At 43.8% G+C, this 18,636-nt stretch carries 13 protein-coding genes; 8 read left to right on the top strand and 5 right to left on the bottom strand.

All coding sequences use genetic code 11. The features are described from left to right. Positions 1 to 11: 11 nt before the first annotated feature. The 4 genes from ACFSR5_RS17650 to ACFSR5_RS17635 all read right to left on the bottom strand — a co-directional run bounded on the left by ACFSR5_RS17650 (position 12) and on the right by ACFSR5_RS17635 (position 3,519). Positions 12 to 365: a VOC family protein gene (locus tag ACFSR5_RS17650; protein WP_380905793.1), complete on the bottom strand. Its 354-nt coding sequence runs from the start codon at positions 363 to 365 to the stop codon at positions 12 to 14. 160 nt (positions 366 to 525) lie between these two features. Beyond that, the gene (locus ACFSR5_RS17645; RefSeq protein WP_380905792.1) at positions 526 to 1,632 is read right to left on the bottom strand and encodes a Fic family protein; all 1,107 of its coding nucleotides are present in this window, start codon (positions 1,630 to 1,632) and stop codon (positions 526 to 528) included. 153 nt (positions 1,633 to 1,785) lie between these two features. Further along, complete coding sequence (locus tag ACFSR5_RS17640; RefSeq protein ID WP_380905791.1) at positions 1,786 to 2,130, bottom strand: DUF3024 domain-containing protein; 345 nt, start codon at positions 2,128 to 2,130, stop codon at positions 1,786 to 1,788. A 12-nt stretch (positions 2,131 to 2,142) separates the two neighbouring features. After that, positions 2,143 to 3,519, bottom strand: coding sequence for a Fic family protein (locus tag ACFSR5_RS17635; protein WP_380905790.1), 1,377 nt, complete (start codon positions 3,517 to 3,519; stop codon positions 2,143 to 2,145). Positions 3,520 to 4,607: 1,088 nt separating this feature from the next. On the opposite strand from ACFSR5_RS17635, the gene ACFSR5_RS17630 reads away from it, so the two are divergent. From ACFSR5_RS17630 to ACFSR5_RS17620, 3 genes are all read left to right on the top strand, one after another. Further along, positions 4,608 to 7,013 carry a TonB-dependent siderophore receptor gene (locus tag ACFSR5_RS17630; protein WP_380905789.1) on the top strand — a complete coding sequence of 802 codons (2,406 nt, stop codon included), beginning with the start codon at positions 4,608 to 4,610 and terminating at the stop codon, positions 7,011 to 7,013. Between the two features lie 180 nt (positions 7,014 to 7,193). Then, positions 7,194 to 7,976, top strand: a complete 783-nt coding sequence (locus ACFSR5_RS17625; protein WP_380905788.1) for a hypothetical protein — start codon at positions 7,194 to 7,196, stop codon at positions 7,974 to 7,976. Between the two features lie 97 nt (positions 7,977 to 8,073). Then, positions 8,074 to 9,231, top strand: a complete 1,158-nt coding sequence (locus ACFSR5_RS17620) for a sialidase family protein (RefSeq protein WP_380905787.1) — start codon at positions 8,074 to 8,076, stop codon at positions 9,229 to 9,231. Positions 9,232 to 9,406: 175 nt separating this feature from the next. Here the strand turns inward: ACFSR5_RS17620 and ACFSR5_RS17615 are convergent, their stop codons facing one another. Then, positions 9,407 to 10,648, bottom strand: a complete 1,242-nt coding sequence (locus ACFSR5_RS17615; RefSeq protein ID WP_380905786.1) for a tyrosine-type recombinase/integrase — start codon at positions 10,646 to 10,648, stop codon at positions 9,407 to 9,409. A 475-nt stretch (positions 10,649 to 11,123) separates the two neighbouring features. Between ACFSR5_RS17615 and ACFSR5_RS17610 the strand changes: the two genes are divergently transcribed. From ACFSR5_RS17610 to ACFSR5_RS17590, 5 genes are all read left to right on the top strand, one after another. Beyond that, the gene (locus tag ACFSR5_RS17610) at positions 11,124 to 11,954 is read left to right on the top strand and encodes a helix-turn-helix domain-containing protein (protein ID WP_380905785.1); all 831 of its coding nucleotides are present in this window, start codon (positions 11,124 to 11,126) and stop codon (positions 11,952 to 11,954) included. Between the two features lie 959 nt (positions 11,955 to 12,913). Next, complete coding sequence (locus ACFSR5_RS17605) at positions 12,914 to 14,332, top strand: exopolysaccharide biosynthesis polyprenyl glycosylphosphotransferase (protein ID WP_380905784.1); 1,419 nt, start codon at positions 12,914 to 12,916, stop codon at positions 14,330 to 14,332. Positions 14,333 to 14,569: 237 nt separating this feature from the next. Next, complete coding sequence (locus ACFSR5_RS17600) at positions 14,570 to 15,322, top strand: tyrosine-protein phosphatase (protein ID WP_380905783.1); 753 nt, start codon at positions 14,570 to 14,572, stop codon at positions 15,320 to 15,322. 29 nt (positions 15,323 to 15,351) lie between these two features. Next, on the top strand, positions 15,352 to 16,164 hold the full coding sequence (locus ACFSR5_RS17595) for a polysaccharide biosynthesis/export family protein (protein ID WP_380905782.1): 813 nt from the start codon (positions 15,352 to 15,354) through the stop codon (positions 16,162 to 16,164). Between the two features lie 84 nt (positions 16,165 to 16,248). Then, a complete protein-coding gene (locus ACFSR5_RS17590) occupies positions 16,249 to 18,615 on the top strand; it encodes a GumC family protein (RefSeq protein WP_380905781.1) in 2,367 nt (788 codons plus the stop codon). Positions 18,616 to 18,636: the final 21 nt, after the last annotated feature.

The following is an 18,636-nucleotide window of genomic DNA, read 5'->3' as shown; positions in this document are numbered from 1 at the left end:
TGCGATCATTATTACATCGACCATACAGCCAATTCATAGCCATCAGGGTCTGTAAATTGAAAACGCCTACCTCCCGGAAAACTAAAAATATCTTTTATAATAATTCCACCGGCGCGTACGACCCGTTTTTTTGTTTCTTCCAAGTTATCCGAATACAATATGACCAAAATACTGCCAGGTCGCGGCGTACCACCCGTAAACCCACCGTCGACAAAATCCCCTTCGAAAGCCGTATACTGTGGTCCATAATCCGTAAAGGTCCATCCAAATGCGGTATGATAAAAATCCTTAGCGCGTTCAAGATCAGCCGAGAGAAATTCCAGGTACTGAATTTGTTCGTGGCGTAGTTTATTTGGTATTTCCATAGGTTTCCTTATCTAGTTTCTTTTATACGAAGGTACTGAACTTTTTTGCGCCTTATACATTCATACCCCCTTATGTTTTGGCTGACACCTCGATACAAAATGCATTTTATACTGATTAATAGCGCTTTATGAAAACAAGGTACAAACGGGAGCCAAATGGCTATGGTAGGTTCAACTGATACCGCACGGAACGGCCAGCCCCTTCCTGCACCAGTACTCCCATTTCATGCAATTGCTGCAAATCGCGCGTGGCGGTGGCTTTGGAAACCTTGGTAATGCCCATGTACTTCTTGGCTGTCATTCCACCATCGAAGCCCTCTGTTCCCTTGTCCAGCATCTTATTGATCGCCTTCCATTGCCGCTCGTCAAGCTGTGTTTTATAACGGTCATAGAACTGCGCTTTCTTCAACGTAAACAGTACCATTGCTTTGGCATCGCGCTGTGCGTCTAGAATTACGCCGGCAAAATAAGCCATCCATGCGGTAATGTCCAATGCACGCTGCGCTTCCTTCAACGCATCGTAATACGCTTTCTTATTGGCCTCGATAGTTTTGGAAAGGCTCAGCATGATGGGCCGTCCAAGCGATTGCGACAGTGCCTTCTCCACAATCGCCCGGCCGATGCGGCCGTTGCCGTCTTCAAACGGATGGATCGATTCGAAATACAGGTGAGCGATTGATGACTTTAGTATGGCCTCGGGCACCTGCCCTTTTAGCGGCAAGGATACTGAATTATACCACCCGACAAAGCGTTCCATTTCCTCCGGTACCCGTGTCGATGGTGGTGCTTCGTAATGGACGATTTCACGTCCATAAGCACCGGAAATGACTTGCATGGGTGCATCACCCTGCCGCCACTCACCCGGATTGATACGACTTGTAGTGGCTGCAAAGAGTAATCGGTGCCACGATTTTAGCATATCCAGTGTCAGCGGCTCCCGAAAGCCTTTCCTTACTTCCACCATCAACTGGGCTACACCCGATACCCGCTGGTCTTTTACGAAAACTGGGGTATCATTTAATCCCAGGTTATTCCGAATGGAAGACAGCACGTCCTCACGGCTTAGGTACTCTCCCTCTATTTCGGAGGTTTTCACCGCTTCTGAAAGCATAACCTGGAGTAGTGTTTCTTGTTTGAGCGTATCCGGCAACCCTTGGATAAGGCCATTCACCTCCCCTGTTTCCTGCGCAAACGCAAGAACGGGCGGCTGAACCTCCGCAATGTCGTAAGTAAAGTTGGGCCATCCCTTTAGTTGCCAATTATACACCGTGAGCCGATTGCATTTCTTAATCGGCTCAAATATAATTAAAAAATGAGCCGATTACAAACTTTATTCGGCTCATTGAATTAGTCTTTCAAAAAACGTGGTACATTCGCAAACGGGAATACACTTCCCAAATCGAAGCGTTTCTTTTACCGATTATCCGAAAAAACAACCGTACGTGTCATTTTTAATTTCGGTCAACAACTTATGCACGTCAGCATTCTCCGGTTCTGGCTCGTAAGCTTCCCACTTACCAGATCCACGCATCCAATACAATTTCCAAATTTTGGAAGATTTAACAAAACGGAGCTTAGCAAATGGTAATTCTAAAATATTCGTTGGGTCATTCCATTGTGGACTGATCTTAAACAATAAAGCTATTTGTCCATCCCAGAAATATCCAAAATCTAATTGCTTACGAGTTTCTTCGTCTGCTGGCCGTAACGATTCAATAAAGCTCCTTAATTGAACTTCGATCATTGAAATGGGTGGTTTCTCCATGTTCGCAACGTTTTAATCCTTATCAATTTTTTCTGCCAATCGTTTTCCCATCGCCGTCAATACATAACGCTGCTTGCTGCTTGTCGGATTATTAGGGTCAACCAATTCTATAAGCCCTACTTCAATAGCTGGATTCAAATAATTCTCCCGGAAATTTTTTCTATCTGATAACCCAAGAAAGTACTGCAATTCTTGCCTGTTGTGCTCTCCTGTAAAAACCGCCAACAACCGTCCGACTTGGGGGGTGACTTGGGGGGTGACTTGGGGGGTGACTTGTGGGGTGACTTGTGGGGTGACTTGGGAATTAACCACCTCCGAAGCCGGAAATGTCATCCGGATAAAGTTACCCATAAACCGGAAGCATTCTTTTCCATAACTTCCCAAAATACGTGGCACGCCTGAACCAAGCTGCTCCACCAATTCCAGATCCCGATACACCCGCATCAATTCCCGATTCCTTGGAATAGAGACACCATCAAAGAAATCTTCTTCGGTCAATCCCTCCGGCAAAGTACCCGCGGAAGTGATTTCGATACGGTCGGCAAATAGCTCAAATTTGGGCGGCACCTCACGGGTAAAGTCGTTATGCACAATCGAGTTTATCACGGCCTCGCGGATGGCCACCGGATTCCAAAGCCTGCGGTCTATCCGTTCTTTGGACGTAATCTGCGTCGCCGTCCTGTTTTCCAATTCGATTTTATCCAATACGCTTTTTGTTGCTTTTATGAGTGAACAATAACCGTATTCGTTGTTTTCAATTAGGTCTACCCGATTCGTGCCACTATATTTTGCAACCTTGATTGAAACACCGTTTTCATCGGCCAACAGGTAGGCTGCGTAGTTCAACGCACCGTCTTCGGTGAGCAACTCCAGACTTTTCTTGAATTGGCTATTAAGCGGCTTCCGTTTCTCTTCGTAATAAATACGAAGCTGCTCAAAGGTCAAGTCCTGACGGTTCGACCGGATTCTCCCAATGGAGTTGCGCGTGCGAGTGGAAAACAATTTATCAATCATGAGCTGCGGCATAGGCTCCGCTGCGGTACCGATACGGATGAAACAACCTTTCTCCGTCATCCCGTATTTCTTTTTGAAGTATGGTTTTTCGCTGCCGCTGGCCACAGTGGTTTTAATAATATACTCGCCCTCGCGTTCCTCCACTGCCACGTCAAACAAACCCATGGCCGACGGCGATATATTATTTTTGATGCGGTCTTTGATTTTGAGCGCATCGCCGTCCCCATCCTCAACGCCGATTACGTTACCCGTCTTATCTATCCCGATATAAATCACACCCCCCTCGTAGTAATTCAGAAAGGAAATTACTTCCTTTTCAATATCCACATCGGTATTGAGTTCTCGTTTGTATTCTATCCGGTTGGTTTCGGGCATTGCTATTAGTCTTTTATTTGCGATTCGATTTTAATTTTAGACGGGTTGATGGTATCTTAATATTGAAATATCCTTTAATGAACCCAATTTCACTGTAAAAGGCTCTGAATAGTTGCTCTTCAATAGAACCCTAAACTCCTTTTGATAATTATATTCCTTATCTTCCATAAATGGATGTCTACCCCCCATTGAATTTGAAATTGTCAAAATATTGAATTGGCAACCAAGAGAAATCATGACCCGTCGATCTTAGTTTCGCCATGGCGCCTTTCTCGGTTTCAGGATATTAATACTCATTTATTCACCTTTTATTAGTATCCCCTTTATACGCAATCAAATCCTTAGCCTCCACCCCAAAATTTTTGCAACCTTAAAAAGTACCTCCTGCCTCGGTTGTTGCCGGTTCTGCGCATAGACATTTACCATGTTATCACTTTCACCAACTGCAAAGCAAGCCAAGTTTGCGTAATACCTTTCTCCTGAAATACGACTTTGATTCGGTTCATTGTTAGCTGATTGAAATGGCCTTACAAGATACACAAAAACGCAAATATTATATCATTTTGTGTGATAAATCTTAATTTTATTAGATAGGAATCAACGCTTTGCAATGGGAAACTACCCATAGAAATGTGCAATAAATTACTGGAAACCGGAATGAGCTTATCTGAGATCTATCACAATTGTTTCATGTGCCGTTTTGTAATAGTCATCGAGTAAACAACGCCTTTGGGGCGTCATTTACTCGATAATCCATGGATGTGCTTGTTCCAAGAAAAAGTCGTGGCTTCCCGAGATGAAAATCTTATGCTTAAACTTTAAGCCAAAACCAATTAAGGAAATCCTGCATTTCTATCGGGTAAAACACAAATTAAAAACAATAAAAACAAATCTCATTTTCAACTATTTAACATCTATTTATTGATATCTGATTTTGTCCCGAAAAATTCCTAACCTGTGAATATATAGAAATATTCGAGTAGCCTTCCTATCACTAATTTCAAGTTTCTCTTTGAATTGTTACAAAGGAACAATAGATTTGCACAATTTAAATTAAGTCCAAATAACATTAGTCTATTAATCCACATATGACGACGCGAAAAATTCTACTTGCCCTATTATTCGTTCTGCCACTCACCATATTGGCGCAACAAAAAACGGAGATTTCCGGCACCATTCTTTCTTCGGACGGACAGCCCGCCGAAGGGATTACTGTTAAACTCATGCCTCAGGCATTTACCGTATTTACCAACACCAAGGGAAACTTTGTTTTCCGCAACGTGCAGCCAGGGACACATACACTTTCCATTTCGGCGGTCGGCCTACAGGCGCAGAATCAAGAAATTCAGGTGACCGGTGAGAAGCTAAAGATTCCCACCATCTACTTGTCGGAAGATCGTGCGTTCTTGGAAGAGATCGTCGTCAATGGGGTCGCAAACAAATACACAAGAAAGAGCAGCCCCTACGTCGGCAAAATGCCATTGAAGAATCTGGAAAACTCGCAATCGTATACCGCTATTACCAAAGAGCTGTTGCAAAGTCAGGTCAACACCAACTTTGACGACGCGTTGGCCAATGTTTCTGGTGTAGACAAATTATGGTCCTCTACTGGCCGGCCAGGTGATGGAGTAACATACTACGCTCTTCGCGGATTTGCGACACAGGCAGCAATGGTCAATGGAGTCGTAAGCATTGCAAGCACAAGTCCCGATCCTGCCAATATAGAGACGATCGAAGTTATCAAAGGCCCATCGGGAACGCTCTATGGCGGTGCAGCTGTCGGTTTTGGCGGTCTCATCAACAACGTTACTAAAAAGCCACTGGATACGTTGGGCGGACGTGTTAATTACATTTTCGGAAGCTTTGACGAGCACCGGGTTACCGCTGACGTGTATGGCCCTCTAACGGCCGACAACAAACTACTGGGCCGGTTAAATGCCGCCTATACGCACAACGGAACATTTCAGGATGCCGGATTTAAAAAATCTTTATTCATTGCACCGTCTTTATTGTATCGGCCAAATGAACGCTTAGATATTCAATTGGATGCTGAGATTTATCAGAGCAAAGGGACTAATCCCCTGATGGTTTTTCTGAACCGTTCGAGACCACTCATCGCACGTACACCGGATGAATTACAATTTGATTTCGGTAAATCGTACACCAACAACGACGTCACTTTTAAAAATCCCACAACGAATCTACGGGGGAATGTAACATATCGTATTAATGATCAGTGGACATCCAACAGCACGGTTGTGTACAACAACCGAAAATCAGATGGCTACTTCCAGTACGTGATGTACATCGGGAACAGCGACACGCTTATTAATCGTTATGCTGGCGACCAAGACTATACCGCCAAAACAGTGAATGCGCAACAAAACTTTGTGGGCGACTATCATATCGGAGGAATGCGTAACCGCACGCTTGTGGGGGTGGATTATCTCTTTCAGCAAGCTGAAACCCATAATTCGCCCTATGTTTTGGTCGATCAGATCAATACATCATATGATGACCCAGACTATTACAAGTTTAATGCCGCTAGCATAGATGCAGCAATCGCCGCGTCAAAAGCAGCTGAAACGAATAACCGAAGCCGTACGCAAGTGTTGGGCGCTTACGTCTCTAATGTCCTGGATATCACTCCGAGCTTACACTTGAGCTTAGCCCTGCGCATGGATTATTTCGACAACAAGGGCACCTACAATTTTGACAAAGACACGACCACCGGCGCATTTAACCAGGTAGCCTTTTCCCCGCGAGCAGGTTTGGTATACGAAGCGATCAAAGATCAGGTATCGTTTTTTGCCAATTATCAAAATGGATTTAAGAACGTAGCTCCTGTTGTACAACCGTTACCCGATATTTCCGGCGATTTTAAACCACAACAAGCGAAACAAGCGGAGGTCGGTGTAAAATTGAACACCTTCAACAATCGTCTAGGTTTGACCGCCAGTTATTACGATATCCGTGTTAGTAACATGACCCGAGGCGAGTCAATTGAGCGGGATGGAGAGACGTATAATATTACCGTGCAGGATGGCACCCGATTGAGCAGAGGTGTAGAGTTCGATCTTACAGCTGCACCACTGGATGGTTTAAACCTCTTGTTTACCTACAGCCGCAACAGCAGTAAAATTACGAAAGCGGCCGAAAGTGTGAACAACCGACGCCCGACGGAGGCTGGACCAAAACACCTCCTGAATGTATGGGCGAATTATACTATTCCAAACGGCCTGGTCAAAGGATTAGGTTTCGGCGCTGGCGTAAACTATGCTAGTGAAAATATCATCACAGACAGCGCACCAACCGGTCAGTTTATCTTACCAGCTTACACGTTGTTCAATGCAAGTATTTCATACACCTATAAAAACTATGAATTGGCTGTAAAGGGAAATAACCTCTCGGACAAAACCTATTACAATGGATGGACAACCGTCAACCCAAGAATGCCCCGTAGTATACTAGGCAGTGTCGCTTATCGCTTTTAATCATACGGAGCTACCCAATTGCAGGTAGCTCTTTTTTTTCATACTGTTTTTCCAAATCCGCCTTATGCTACCTATTGAGTGATACGAAACCATATTTCAAAAAGAACTTAGGTAAGGACCTGTCGCATTCTCGCTATTGTATCGTTTTATGGAAAACAAACCATTACTTATCCGTATTCTATGAAACATACTTTTACTTTACTTACCGCATTACTTCTTCTAACTGGACAAGTGAACACTGCCCAAGCACAGCGACAGGACAACTCGACCATGACCAACAAGTATTTTAAACTGGATTTTTCCGGAGGAATAAACGGTGATGTTGCTCCCGTCAAACGCGAAAACTCAGCTCTGCTTGGCAGTCGTCCAGATGTTGTGCCAGCGTTTGCCTTCCGCGCTTCTCATTTATTTTCAAAACAAATTGGTTGGTACGCTGGCCTACGCGTAGATCTTTATGAAGAAAAACGGACGGAGTCTTATAAGACTGGGTTCTTTGGTCAGTTTATAGAAGATTTTTTTAGCGAATTGTTTGAACCGATACCTAGCATTTATCCCAGCATCGAAGGAGGCGTCCTTTATCGTATCGAAACCAGCCGTTGGAGCATCCAGCCAAGTGTCGGCTTGGGCTATGCCTGTTACGTCGGGGAACGCAACTCTAGTCGGACAACCAAGGATGACCAGGGACGCAGAATTACGCTATCATATAGACAAGAAGCAGATTTTATTAAAGCTGATCTTGGCCTGACGACCGAATTCTATGTCACCCCAAAAAGCTATCTCGTCTTTCGGGGGAGCTACCAGCAACCCCTACAGAGCTCCACTGCTGAGCTTCGGGCAACTTCCGACGGAGCCATATTATCCGAGTCGGCATATCACACTTCTACTGTAGGACGAAATGTGTATATTGGCCTTGGCTATGGGTTTATACTTGGTAAGAAAAACAAATACATTGCGCTTAATTAATCGGCATTTCGCTAGCGTAAAGCTTGGTTTAAACTTGCCGACCGAACGCAAGTACGGCTAGCGGGCTAGCGATCCATTCCTATTAATTTTATACCACATGATACAACGAATCATACTGACCCTATCAACTATTATTACGATCTTGTTTGTACAGGCACAAGAATTCGCGGTATTTACCGCTGGCCAGGAAGGATATGCCAGTTACCGAATTCCAGCCATTGTCAAAAACACAAATGGAGAACTAATAGCTTTCTGTGAAGGACGTGTGGACCACGCCGGGGACTACGGCAACGTTGACATTGTTTATAAAACCAGTAAAGACCAGGGAAGGACATGGAGCAAGCTGCACATCGCTGTGGACAATGAAAAGCTTCAAGCTGGAAATCCCGCTCCGGTCCTCGACCGACACGATCCACAATATCCCAACGGCCGCTTGTTCCTGTTCTATAATACGGGCAACACCCACGAACACGATATCCGTGCAGGAAAAGGGATCCGTGAGGTGTGGTACATCACCTCCACGGATGGGGCTAAAACATGGTCTGGTCCGGTAAATATCACAGCGCAGGTACACAGGCCCAGACAGCCGCATATCAATACCGCATATCGTTTTACGGATGACTGGCGCGCCTACGCTAATACCCCAGGACATGCTTTGCAGTTTGAAAGTGGCATGTACAGGGGCCGTTTGTATATTCCTGCCAACCATTCGGAGAGCAATCCCAAACCAAGCGGTAAAGATTACTTCGCGCACGCATTTTACTCCGACGACCACGGGAAGACGTTCAAGCTTGCCGAGACCATTTCGTTCGAAGGTAGTAACGAGACAATGGCAGCCCAAATATCTGCGGAAGGTCTGTACATGAACACCCGCAATCAACAAGGTCATGTACGTAATCGTATTGTCAGCTATTCCTCTGACGGCGGGGCGACATGGGATACGACGTTCTACGATAAAAGTCTACCCGATCCTGTCAACCAAGGCAGCACATTGTCCTGGCGGAAAGGACGGCGCTACATCTTGGCCGTATGTAATGCTGCTGATGAACAAAACCGCGACAATCTCACCTTACGCATTTCAAATGACCAAGGGAAGACCTGGCAGATAAATAAGGTCATTGCCAAAGCTCCAACCGGCTATAAAGGTGCGTATACAGCGTATTCTGATCTCGTGCTAACGGGTCGAAAACACATCGGCGTCCTCTACGAAAAAGATAATTACAAAAAGATTGTTTTCACCGTGTTGTCGTATTAAGCAGTCCTTATACGACCGCGCTTCTGATTTATAGCTTTTCCTCAACCAGACAAGCTATAAATCATCAGAGTATAAACGGATTAAACCGCTCACCCGAGAAAAATTAGGCATAGTAAATCCGCTTGACACGTTTCCGAAATCAATTAAGGTTTAAAAACATACGATTTTGTTGCTATTAAGCGACTAAAAACTTACGTTTATAGGCCTCCTCAAGATAATTACCTAGGGTGCGTGTACGTTCGGTATCCACATTGCTGATGTAACGCTGAAACATTTGCTCCGAACTGTGCCCCGTTGCCTCCATTAACAATGCGGTTGGAATTTTCCCATAAAAATTGGATGCAAAACTCCGCCGGCCGATATGGCTGGTGATCGCTTCCCATTTTGGAACTGTCGCTAAACTGGACCGATATCCTCGTCGTTTAAACACTTGGATCAGAGCGTTAATGCCCGCCAACTTGGCCACCTCTTTTATCGCTTCGTTATATCTCTGTGGAGATATCCGCGCCGGAAAATTTGCTCCATTGCGGGCCATGATTATGGATACAGCAGGGTGTAACGGCAACAGGATATTTTTATGCGTTTTCTGCTGCACGAAGGACAAGCATTGTTGTCCGTCAAGCACTTCGAGCATATCCATATTAAAATTCAGAAAGTCCGATACCCGTTGCCCTGTATAGCAACTGATGACTAGCCAATCTTTAGCCGCTTTCAAATGTTCGGGCACCTCCATTTTGTCAATGCGGACGAGCTCGTCCTCACTCAGCGTAACAAAGCGGTTGATCTTTCGTTGTTTCGGGATTTCCAGTTCGTAAACAAAAGTCCGCATCCCCCTCTTTTCCAGAAAGTTGAGAACCGTCCTGATAAAATGTATCGACCGGGATATCGTACTGTGTGTGTAGTGTTCAAGTTCCCCAAAGGCCATAAACTGCTGCACAAACTCTGCATTCACTTCTTTCAAATATAGATTTTTCTGTTGATAGCCTTCAAAACGCTCCAATAAGCGCTGAAACACAACATAGCGCTTATGAGTCGCGTTTGAAATGAGGTGCGATCTGGAGCGGATATACATGTCGACGAAATACAACAGCGTACCTTCCGGATACGATGCCTGTGCTTCGGAAGCACTCTTCGCTACCACTCTCCCTAGCCCCATCAGGGAAAATTTTCGCCTCTTCGTTCGCACATCATTCAAATACTCGTGTACGGCAATTTTTATACGGTTTAAACGCATGTTCACCCTTTTGCTTGGCTTCAGATAAATATTCATCGGCCGGCATTTCTCTACGTCCCACATCGCAGGAGCGATACGTAAAGGTGTCTTCAATCGGTGCTCAAGCCCTTGGTGATCCCATACACACAGGGTGATTGCACTTGTTTTGGCTTTGTGTCTGTCTAAAATAAAATTAAACTTCATGGCATTATCTTAAGTTATGTAGCTGACCCTAAAATAAGTATAAATAATAAGTAGTTTAATTCAGACTACAATTTCACTCAACTAATCTAACATTTTTTTCACACAGAACCAATAAATTTATCGTTGCAAAGGAAACTTTACCGTATTAATACGTACTAATTAGCGATGGTTATTTCAAATAATAAAACGACATCAAACAACATAAATACCTAATAATAAATATATTAAAAAATACTTTTAGTCTGAATTAGACCACAATTCAGAGATGCAATTATCGCATGTTTATTTCAAGATAAAAATATAAATTTTAAAAAAACATTTAACCTATTGAATACAAAATCATACTTGAAAAACAAAAAATAAACACATTAATCAACAAGCTTTGAACGGCAATCCCTTTGTTTAAAACGCTATGCGGGATATCGATAAAATCGGTTTAGCCTAAAAAAACAAGATGTAACTTAATATCACACCTATGGAAAGTATTTCATCTCATTTTAAACTAAAAAAGCTAGAGGGTCAACGCGAGAGTGAATTATGCGGACAATTATCTACTGCTCCGGACTTCTTCACCATTATTAAAACAGCCGGGACCACGACGCTAAAGATCAATAACGACAAGTATCAGGTCGCGGGAAACACCCTCGTATTTATCAGCCCCGGGAAAAACGTACGGTTTAGCTACACAGGCCTTGGCGGATTTATGCTGACGTTCTCAGCATCTTTTTACGAACAGTCTTCTAAAGATACGGTCATTTTAAACTCCGAGCTTTTTTTTGGGTCAGAGAAATCCTTCGAAACCTGTACCATTAGCGAGAACGAAGAACTTATGCAACAAAAATGGTTAGAGAAACTCAACTGGTATCGTATTGCTCCACCCGAGCTTTACGAAGCAGCCATGCACAATTTCGTTGAATCACTGCTGCTATTCGGTCTACAAACAAAAAATAAGTTCGGTCAGACAACCATGTTGAACACTATACCGGGCGTTGGTACCGTCAATACCTTTACCGTTATGATTCATAAAAATTATCGGAAAGAACAAAACGTGGCGTTTTACGCAGACAGACTGAATATTTGCCCCCGGAAGCTTTCCCAGTTATGTACGCGGGTTGTCGGAAAAACTGCGCGAGAACTTATTCGTGACGTGATCGTAAAAGAAGCTTTACGCTATATCCGTAATACGGATATGTCTATTTCCGAAATAGCGTACAGCATGGGTTTCACGGAGGAGTCTAATTTTCGGCACTTCGTAAAGAAGCATACCGGAAAAACCCCATCGACATTTCGTATATACCAGACTTAATATAGAAATAAATACACGATATTTTCCGGTAAGCACAGGATAAACGCAAGGAAAATCACGAATTTTGAAATACATTCTTACTATAAGAGTGTATTTCATAGGTGAAAGTATGGAAGGGAGCCATCCGTTCCATACTTCGTTTTTAGTTAACACCGACCGTTTACTAAGATTCTACAATACGTGCGACCGCCTTAAACTAACACATAAATCCCAATTCACGAGTACCGATTCCATACACTTTTCAATCATACCGTCCTAATTTTAGACATCACGGGGGATTTTTCTATCATATTTACTATTAACACCTAAATCCAGAGCCACCCAGCCGTAAATCTCCACCAACCCAGATCCACCGGATCCTTTTTTTACTACATTTTCACAAAAAAAATTTAAAAATCAGCAATAAAAGACCAAATACAACATAGTTGTTTAGCAACCAGCTGCAAATTTGTTAACAAAAACGCTTCCTATATGTACAATTTATAAAGAAATCAAAAAATTATTGTAAACAACATAGGTTTTGGTTTGATTTTTGTTAAATGTTTGTATATTTGAGTCTACAATCTACAAATTACACTGAGAGGCAGATAACACTGCCAAAAAGGTAGTTGTTTATTAAATCATCAGACGATAAACACTACCGCTATGAAAAACGTGAACAAAATTAGTGTACTAAACTTAAACAAAAAAAAGAAAGAAAAAGGAATCCATACGACTTAACGCCGATCTGTAAGAACGGTATCTAGCGTAATTGCTGTTGACTGTCAGTTAACAAAAGGTTTCAACACCTACCCGAAAGCTTATTGCCTATATTTTTCTAATAGAGAAACATAGCAAACATCGAGCAATTACACTATCGTTATTCAATATAACATTGAATAATAGGATAATTTTTCATCTATTTTTTTCACTACACTTCTTTTGAACGCGAAAGGTTGAATCAACTAAATCAGTGTATTATGCAAAGATATGTTCAAAATCGCGTGTTAGCTTGTATTAAAATGTTGCTCGTCATGACAGACGCACTTTGTTTAAACCTTGCTTTTATATTAGCTTATTCCTGGGCCACCTCCTATGGGTTGGCTAACGCAGAAGAAGCTATGTCCAGTAATTATTTCTCACTGTGGACCATGTATAATCTGGTTGCACTCGTTGTTTCGTTGTTATTGCAATTATATAGTGATAAAACCATGGAACATATCGAATATGTATTTCGAGCGACATTTCGTACAACCATTACCTTTTTGCTGATATTCACCGGCTTCGCATGGATAGGTCACCCATTTACCGGTATCGGCTGGTTTTTGGCGGCAGTATCGAGTTTTGTCGTTCTTTACGGTGTACTTTCGAGGTTTTTCCTGACCTATATTTATACAAATTTGCCTAAACGTTTTAATTGGTATAAACGTATTGCATTAATCGGGCACGATGATTATCTGGGCTCTGTTGCGGGAGCATTTTCGAGACAACATGCATTCTTTAGTGTAGACACTATTCCATACCGTGATCCGGTTTCCGAAACCAGCAGGGAAGAAAAGCTTGCCCGCTTTAAACGGTACTTTGAGGAAGTCTCAAAAGCGGGAATTCATGATGTGTTCTTAATTAGCTCACCGGATATTACGGACGTGAGCAAAGAGCTTATCCTAGCAGCCGACCACGAGTGTGTACAACTCAATTTCGTCCCGGCGATGACTGCTAGTATATCGTATGGCAGCGGACGTCAGGATGCCTTGACCATGCAGCTACCCGTACTGAAATCGCATGAAGAACCCATGTCAACCATGGAAAACCGCATAAAAAAACGTTTGGTAGATCTCCTTATTTCATCGGTTGTTATCCTTTTCATTTTAAGTTGGATGATTCCTATTATAGGTATCATCATCAAAATACAAAGTCCAGGCCCCATATTTTTCAGACAGCCTCGATCCGGACGAAATAATAAATCATTTGGTTGTTACAAATTTCGAAGTATGGTAGTCAACAAAGACTCCCACGCTAAACAGGCGTCTAAGGATGATAAACGGATCACGCCTATTGGCAAGTTTCTTCGGAAGACAAATCTTGACGAATTTCCTCAATTCATCAATGTTTTCCTCGGACAAATGAGTGTCGTAGGCCCTCGCCCCCATATGCTTTCTCATACGGAACATTATAGTCAATTAATTCAACACTATATGGTACGTCATTTTGTAAAGCCAGGCATTACTGGCTGGGCACAGGTAAATGGTTACCGAGGTGAAACCAAAGATCCAGGACTTATGGCTAAACGGGTCGAATACGATTTAGAATACCTGAGCAACTGGTCAGCCATGTTAGATTTTAAAATCGTTTGCATGACCGCAATCAATATGCTTCGAGGTGAAAAAAACGCTTACTAACTTTTTGGAAAGCATATCTAATTAATGAAATACACATATGAAAATAACAGTTTCCAAAGCGCGGTTGAGCATCAGCTTGCAGGACTAGGTGCTCCCGGCTTGGAGACGAGATATAGAAGAGCTCAAGTGTTAACTTGTGATTGTAGGGGAATATACCGGCCGGTCGCTCCGGCCGGATATTTCTAATCTCCACGCATTTTTTACACGCTCTGATTAACACACCCTTAAACAAGACACATGTGGCAAATCTTTAAACCCAGTTCCCGCAAATTTAACCTTCGATGGATGGATGTTGATATGCATTCACACATCCTCCCGGAGCTTGATGATGGCAGTAAATCGGTCGAGCAAAGTGTGACCCTACTGGACGAGCTGATGAACTTAGGATTAACCAAATTTTACTTCACTCCGCACGTTTTCCAAGAAGTGTATCCCAATACACCCGCGCGAATTAAACATGCTTTTGAACAGGTGGACCGCCATATAGCGCTACAAGGCGGATACGCCGCTGAGTATATGGTGGATTCTTGCTTCGACCAGCAACTGGCACAAGACAATGTCAACCTTCTTGCCTTGCCGGGCAAGCACGTCTTGATCGAGATGTCTTATATGCAAGAAAGCCGATCCATCGAAAAAAACATCTTCGAATTACAAACCTTAGGATACAAACCCGTCTTGGCCCATCCCGAACGTTATGTATTCTATCATCGCTCTACCGAATCCATCGAACGCATGCGCGACTTAGGCTGTCTTTTGCAGCTCAACCTACTTTCGCTTACCGGCTATTACGGCAAAAATGAAAAACAGGCCGCAAGTCGACTGATTGAGAAACGCTTGATCGACCTGGTGGGCACCGATGTACACCATGAACGACATGTCAACGTCATAAAACGAGCGCTTACCACACAGGACTTGTCCGCCTGTTTAAAAAGGTGCTCCATCAAGAACCAAGATTTATTCGGACACATCATTCCCATTTCACAACCCTGATCCTACAACACTTACAAACACATATTAACATGGAAAAAATTTTCATTTACCTATTCCAAAAAAAACGACGAACCCTAGCTTGGTTAGTATGTCTGTTGCTGACCCAAGCATGCTCGGTCAAAAAAATTGTCTACTTTAATGATCTTCCTGTAGATTCCACACGCTTGATCAGAGAAGCGTCTTCCTTCCATGAGCCCACTATTCAAAGAGACGATATCCTGAGCGTAACGATCCAGACGATTGACCCGACTTCTGCCGCCGTGGCCAATCAATCCTTGCCCGTTCAGGCGGTGGGCGCCAGCTCCGCCAGTAATGTAGGGAATCAACTAGTCTCGGGATATCTCGTCGACAAGGACGGATTTATACATATGGCCCTGCTTGGAAAAATCCCGGTCAAGGGATTAACCACTTACCAAGCGAGGGAATTGATCACGGAACTCGCCGAAACATACTACAAAGATCCGACCGTGCTCGTACGCTTTGCTAATTTCAAAGTGACCGTCCTTGGCGAAGTTACCCGTCCCGCTACGTACAGCATGCCTAACGAGAAAGTTTCGGTACTCGATGCATTGGGGCTCGCTGGCGACCTGACGATCTATGGACGACGGGAAAACGTACTACTGGTACGCGACCAGGATGGAAAAAAGGAACTTGTTCGATTAGATTTAAACGACAGCAAGTTATTTCAATCCCCCTATTTCTACCTCAAGCAGAATGACGTCATATACGTTGAACCCGGAAAAGCAAAAGCTTCGGCAAACAATGCCGCGCGCACGCAGACCTTCGCTCTTCTGGGATCATTTGTGTCTCTGCTCGTGGTGGTGTTCACACGCGTTCGCTAAGGACATATTTTCGTCAACGAAGACTTCTTTGAATAATTTTTATACATCAACCTAGCCCATAAAGCTGTTAGCACCTCTTTATATATGAAGACAATGAACAATTGGGAAGACGAGCTCACGTTTGAAGAAACGAAAACAGACAATAAAGATTTACTGACCTTCATCGGACGAATCCTCCGAAATTGGTATTGGTTTGTCCTCTGTGGCCTTATCGGGGTCGCACTAGCCTTTTTTTACCTGCGCTATACAACCCCCACGTATATGGTCAAAGCAAAACTACTCGTATCAGACGATAAAAAAGGTGGGGGACTACTCGAACCATCCGCTTTGTTGGATCTTTCCAGTCTGATGGGCACCAAGAATTCCGTGGACAATGAAGTTGAAGTATTGAAAACCGGGGATCTCCTCCGGGAAGCAGTACTTGCCGAACGCTCTTTTATTGGCTACTTCAATGCCGGTCAGATCCATAATGTCCCTGTGGTCCATGTCCCCTTCCATGTCCTTCTTTTGACAGATCCCGATTCAATATCGGAGGGGACAATCCTTAAGGTACGCCGTTTGACAGGCGATAAACTAGAACTTTCTAATACAGATACAGTATTTTCTACATCTTATGATGAAATGTTCGATTTGCAGGGAATCGGCAAGGTTAAGTTGATTAAACAAGATTTCAACGGATCGAAAGACGAAGTTTTTGGGTTTTCGATCACCCCGGTTCGAAAGGCCGTGGGACACTTGTCACAATCCCTCGGTGTAGAAGTGACCAACAAAAATGTTTCCACGATCGACCTCACACTGACCGAAGCTTTGCCCAAACGGGGCGAACAGATCCTACAAACGTTGATCCGAAAATATGTCGAACGCAACCTGCACGATAAAAATGTAGTAGCCGATTCTACTTTATCTTTTATCAGCGCCCGTTTGCGTTCTGTCACCGCCGAGCTGGCCCAAGTAGAAAACAACATATCCGGGTATAAGAAAAGTACGCAGCTGGCCGATATTTCCGAGCAGAGTAAGATCTTGCTACAAACCTCGGCGGCGTATACAAAATCATTGGCAGAGACAGAGACACAACTTGCCATATTAGACGCTATCTCTACGTATCTGCATGACGACAAAAGCCCACGCGTCGTTCCATCCTCCATCATTCCTCAGGATATCGCCTTCAACACGTTCATCCCTAGATATAATGAACTCATCCTGCAACGGGATCGTCTTTTACTGGGCAACACGGTTGACAACCCGATGGTTCGCAACATCGATAAACAGCTGGAAGGGCTGCGTGCAGATATGGTCACCAATATCGCCAACTCGCGCAAACAGTTGGAATTGGCCCAACAAAAACAGCAACAAAGAAGCGATCAATTAACCAGCCAGATTGCCGAAGTGCCTTCGATCGAACGCGGCTTTATTGATCTGGCGAGAATGCAACAAATAAAACAAGAGCAATATCTCTTTCTCCAACAAAAATGGGAGGAAACAGCTATTGGCCGCACAGCAAATGTCCCCAATTCGAAAGTGATTGATTCTCCAAAAGCGGAAGAATTTCCGATCGCGCCCAAGAGAAAACTGATGTACGCACTTGGCCTGTTCCTGGGGCTTTTAATGCCATTGGGCACCTTATACCTGAAAGATATGCTCAATATCCGCATCCGCTCCGTTGAAGACATCCAGGCTAAGACCACGATACCGATATTGGGCGCCATCGCCCACAATACTACTCAAGAGCAGGTGGTCGTCAGCAAAACCTCACGTTCCCCCATTGCAGAGCAATTTCGTGCTCTCCGTACTAACTTGGAATTCGTCCTACAAAGCGGAAAAACAATTCTGTTCACCTCGTCCATGTCGGGAGAAGGAAAGTCTTTTATTGCCTTAAATCTCGCCGTCACGTTGGCGTTACTGGATAAGCGGGTCGTTTTGATGGAACTCGATCTACGCAAGCCTACCCTAACCGCCAAACTTGGATTGCCGGCCGGCAAAGGGTTTTCTCATTATGTTGTACGTCCTGAAATGGACATTGAATCGATTATCACCCCCTCAGGCAAACACGAACTAGTCGATTTGATTCAGGCCGGAGCCATTCCGCCCAACCCCGCCGAACTCCTGGTACTACCTCGCACACAATCCCTACTGAATGAGCTGAAGGAACGATACGATTACATCATTATGGATGCTCCTCCTGTCGGATTGGTCACCGACGCCCAATTGTTAAATCGTTATGCCGACGTCTGCCTATACGTGATCCGACAGGATTTCACCTACAAGGATCAGTTATACATTCCCAACGATCTGGAGAAAAAAGGGAAAATAAAACCCATACAATTTGTCATCAACGATCTGAAAGCCAAAGGAACTTATGAACGCCAGTACGGATATGGCTACGGGTACGGCTATGGTGACTACGGACAAGAGAAGAGACAGCCTTGGTGGAAATTCTGGAAACAAAAATAATATACGAAAAGGTTCACATCA

This window comes from Sphingobacterium suaedae (assembly GCF_042684625.1).
In the GTDB taxonomy this organism is placed as follows: domain Bacteria; phylum Bacteroidota; class Bacteroidia; order Sphingobacteriales; family Sphingobacteriaceae; genus Sphingobacterium; species Sphingobacterium suaedae.
The sequence above is the reverse complement of the archived record's forward strand: the minus strand, read 5'-3'. Positions and strand labels throughout refer to the sequence as shown.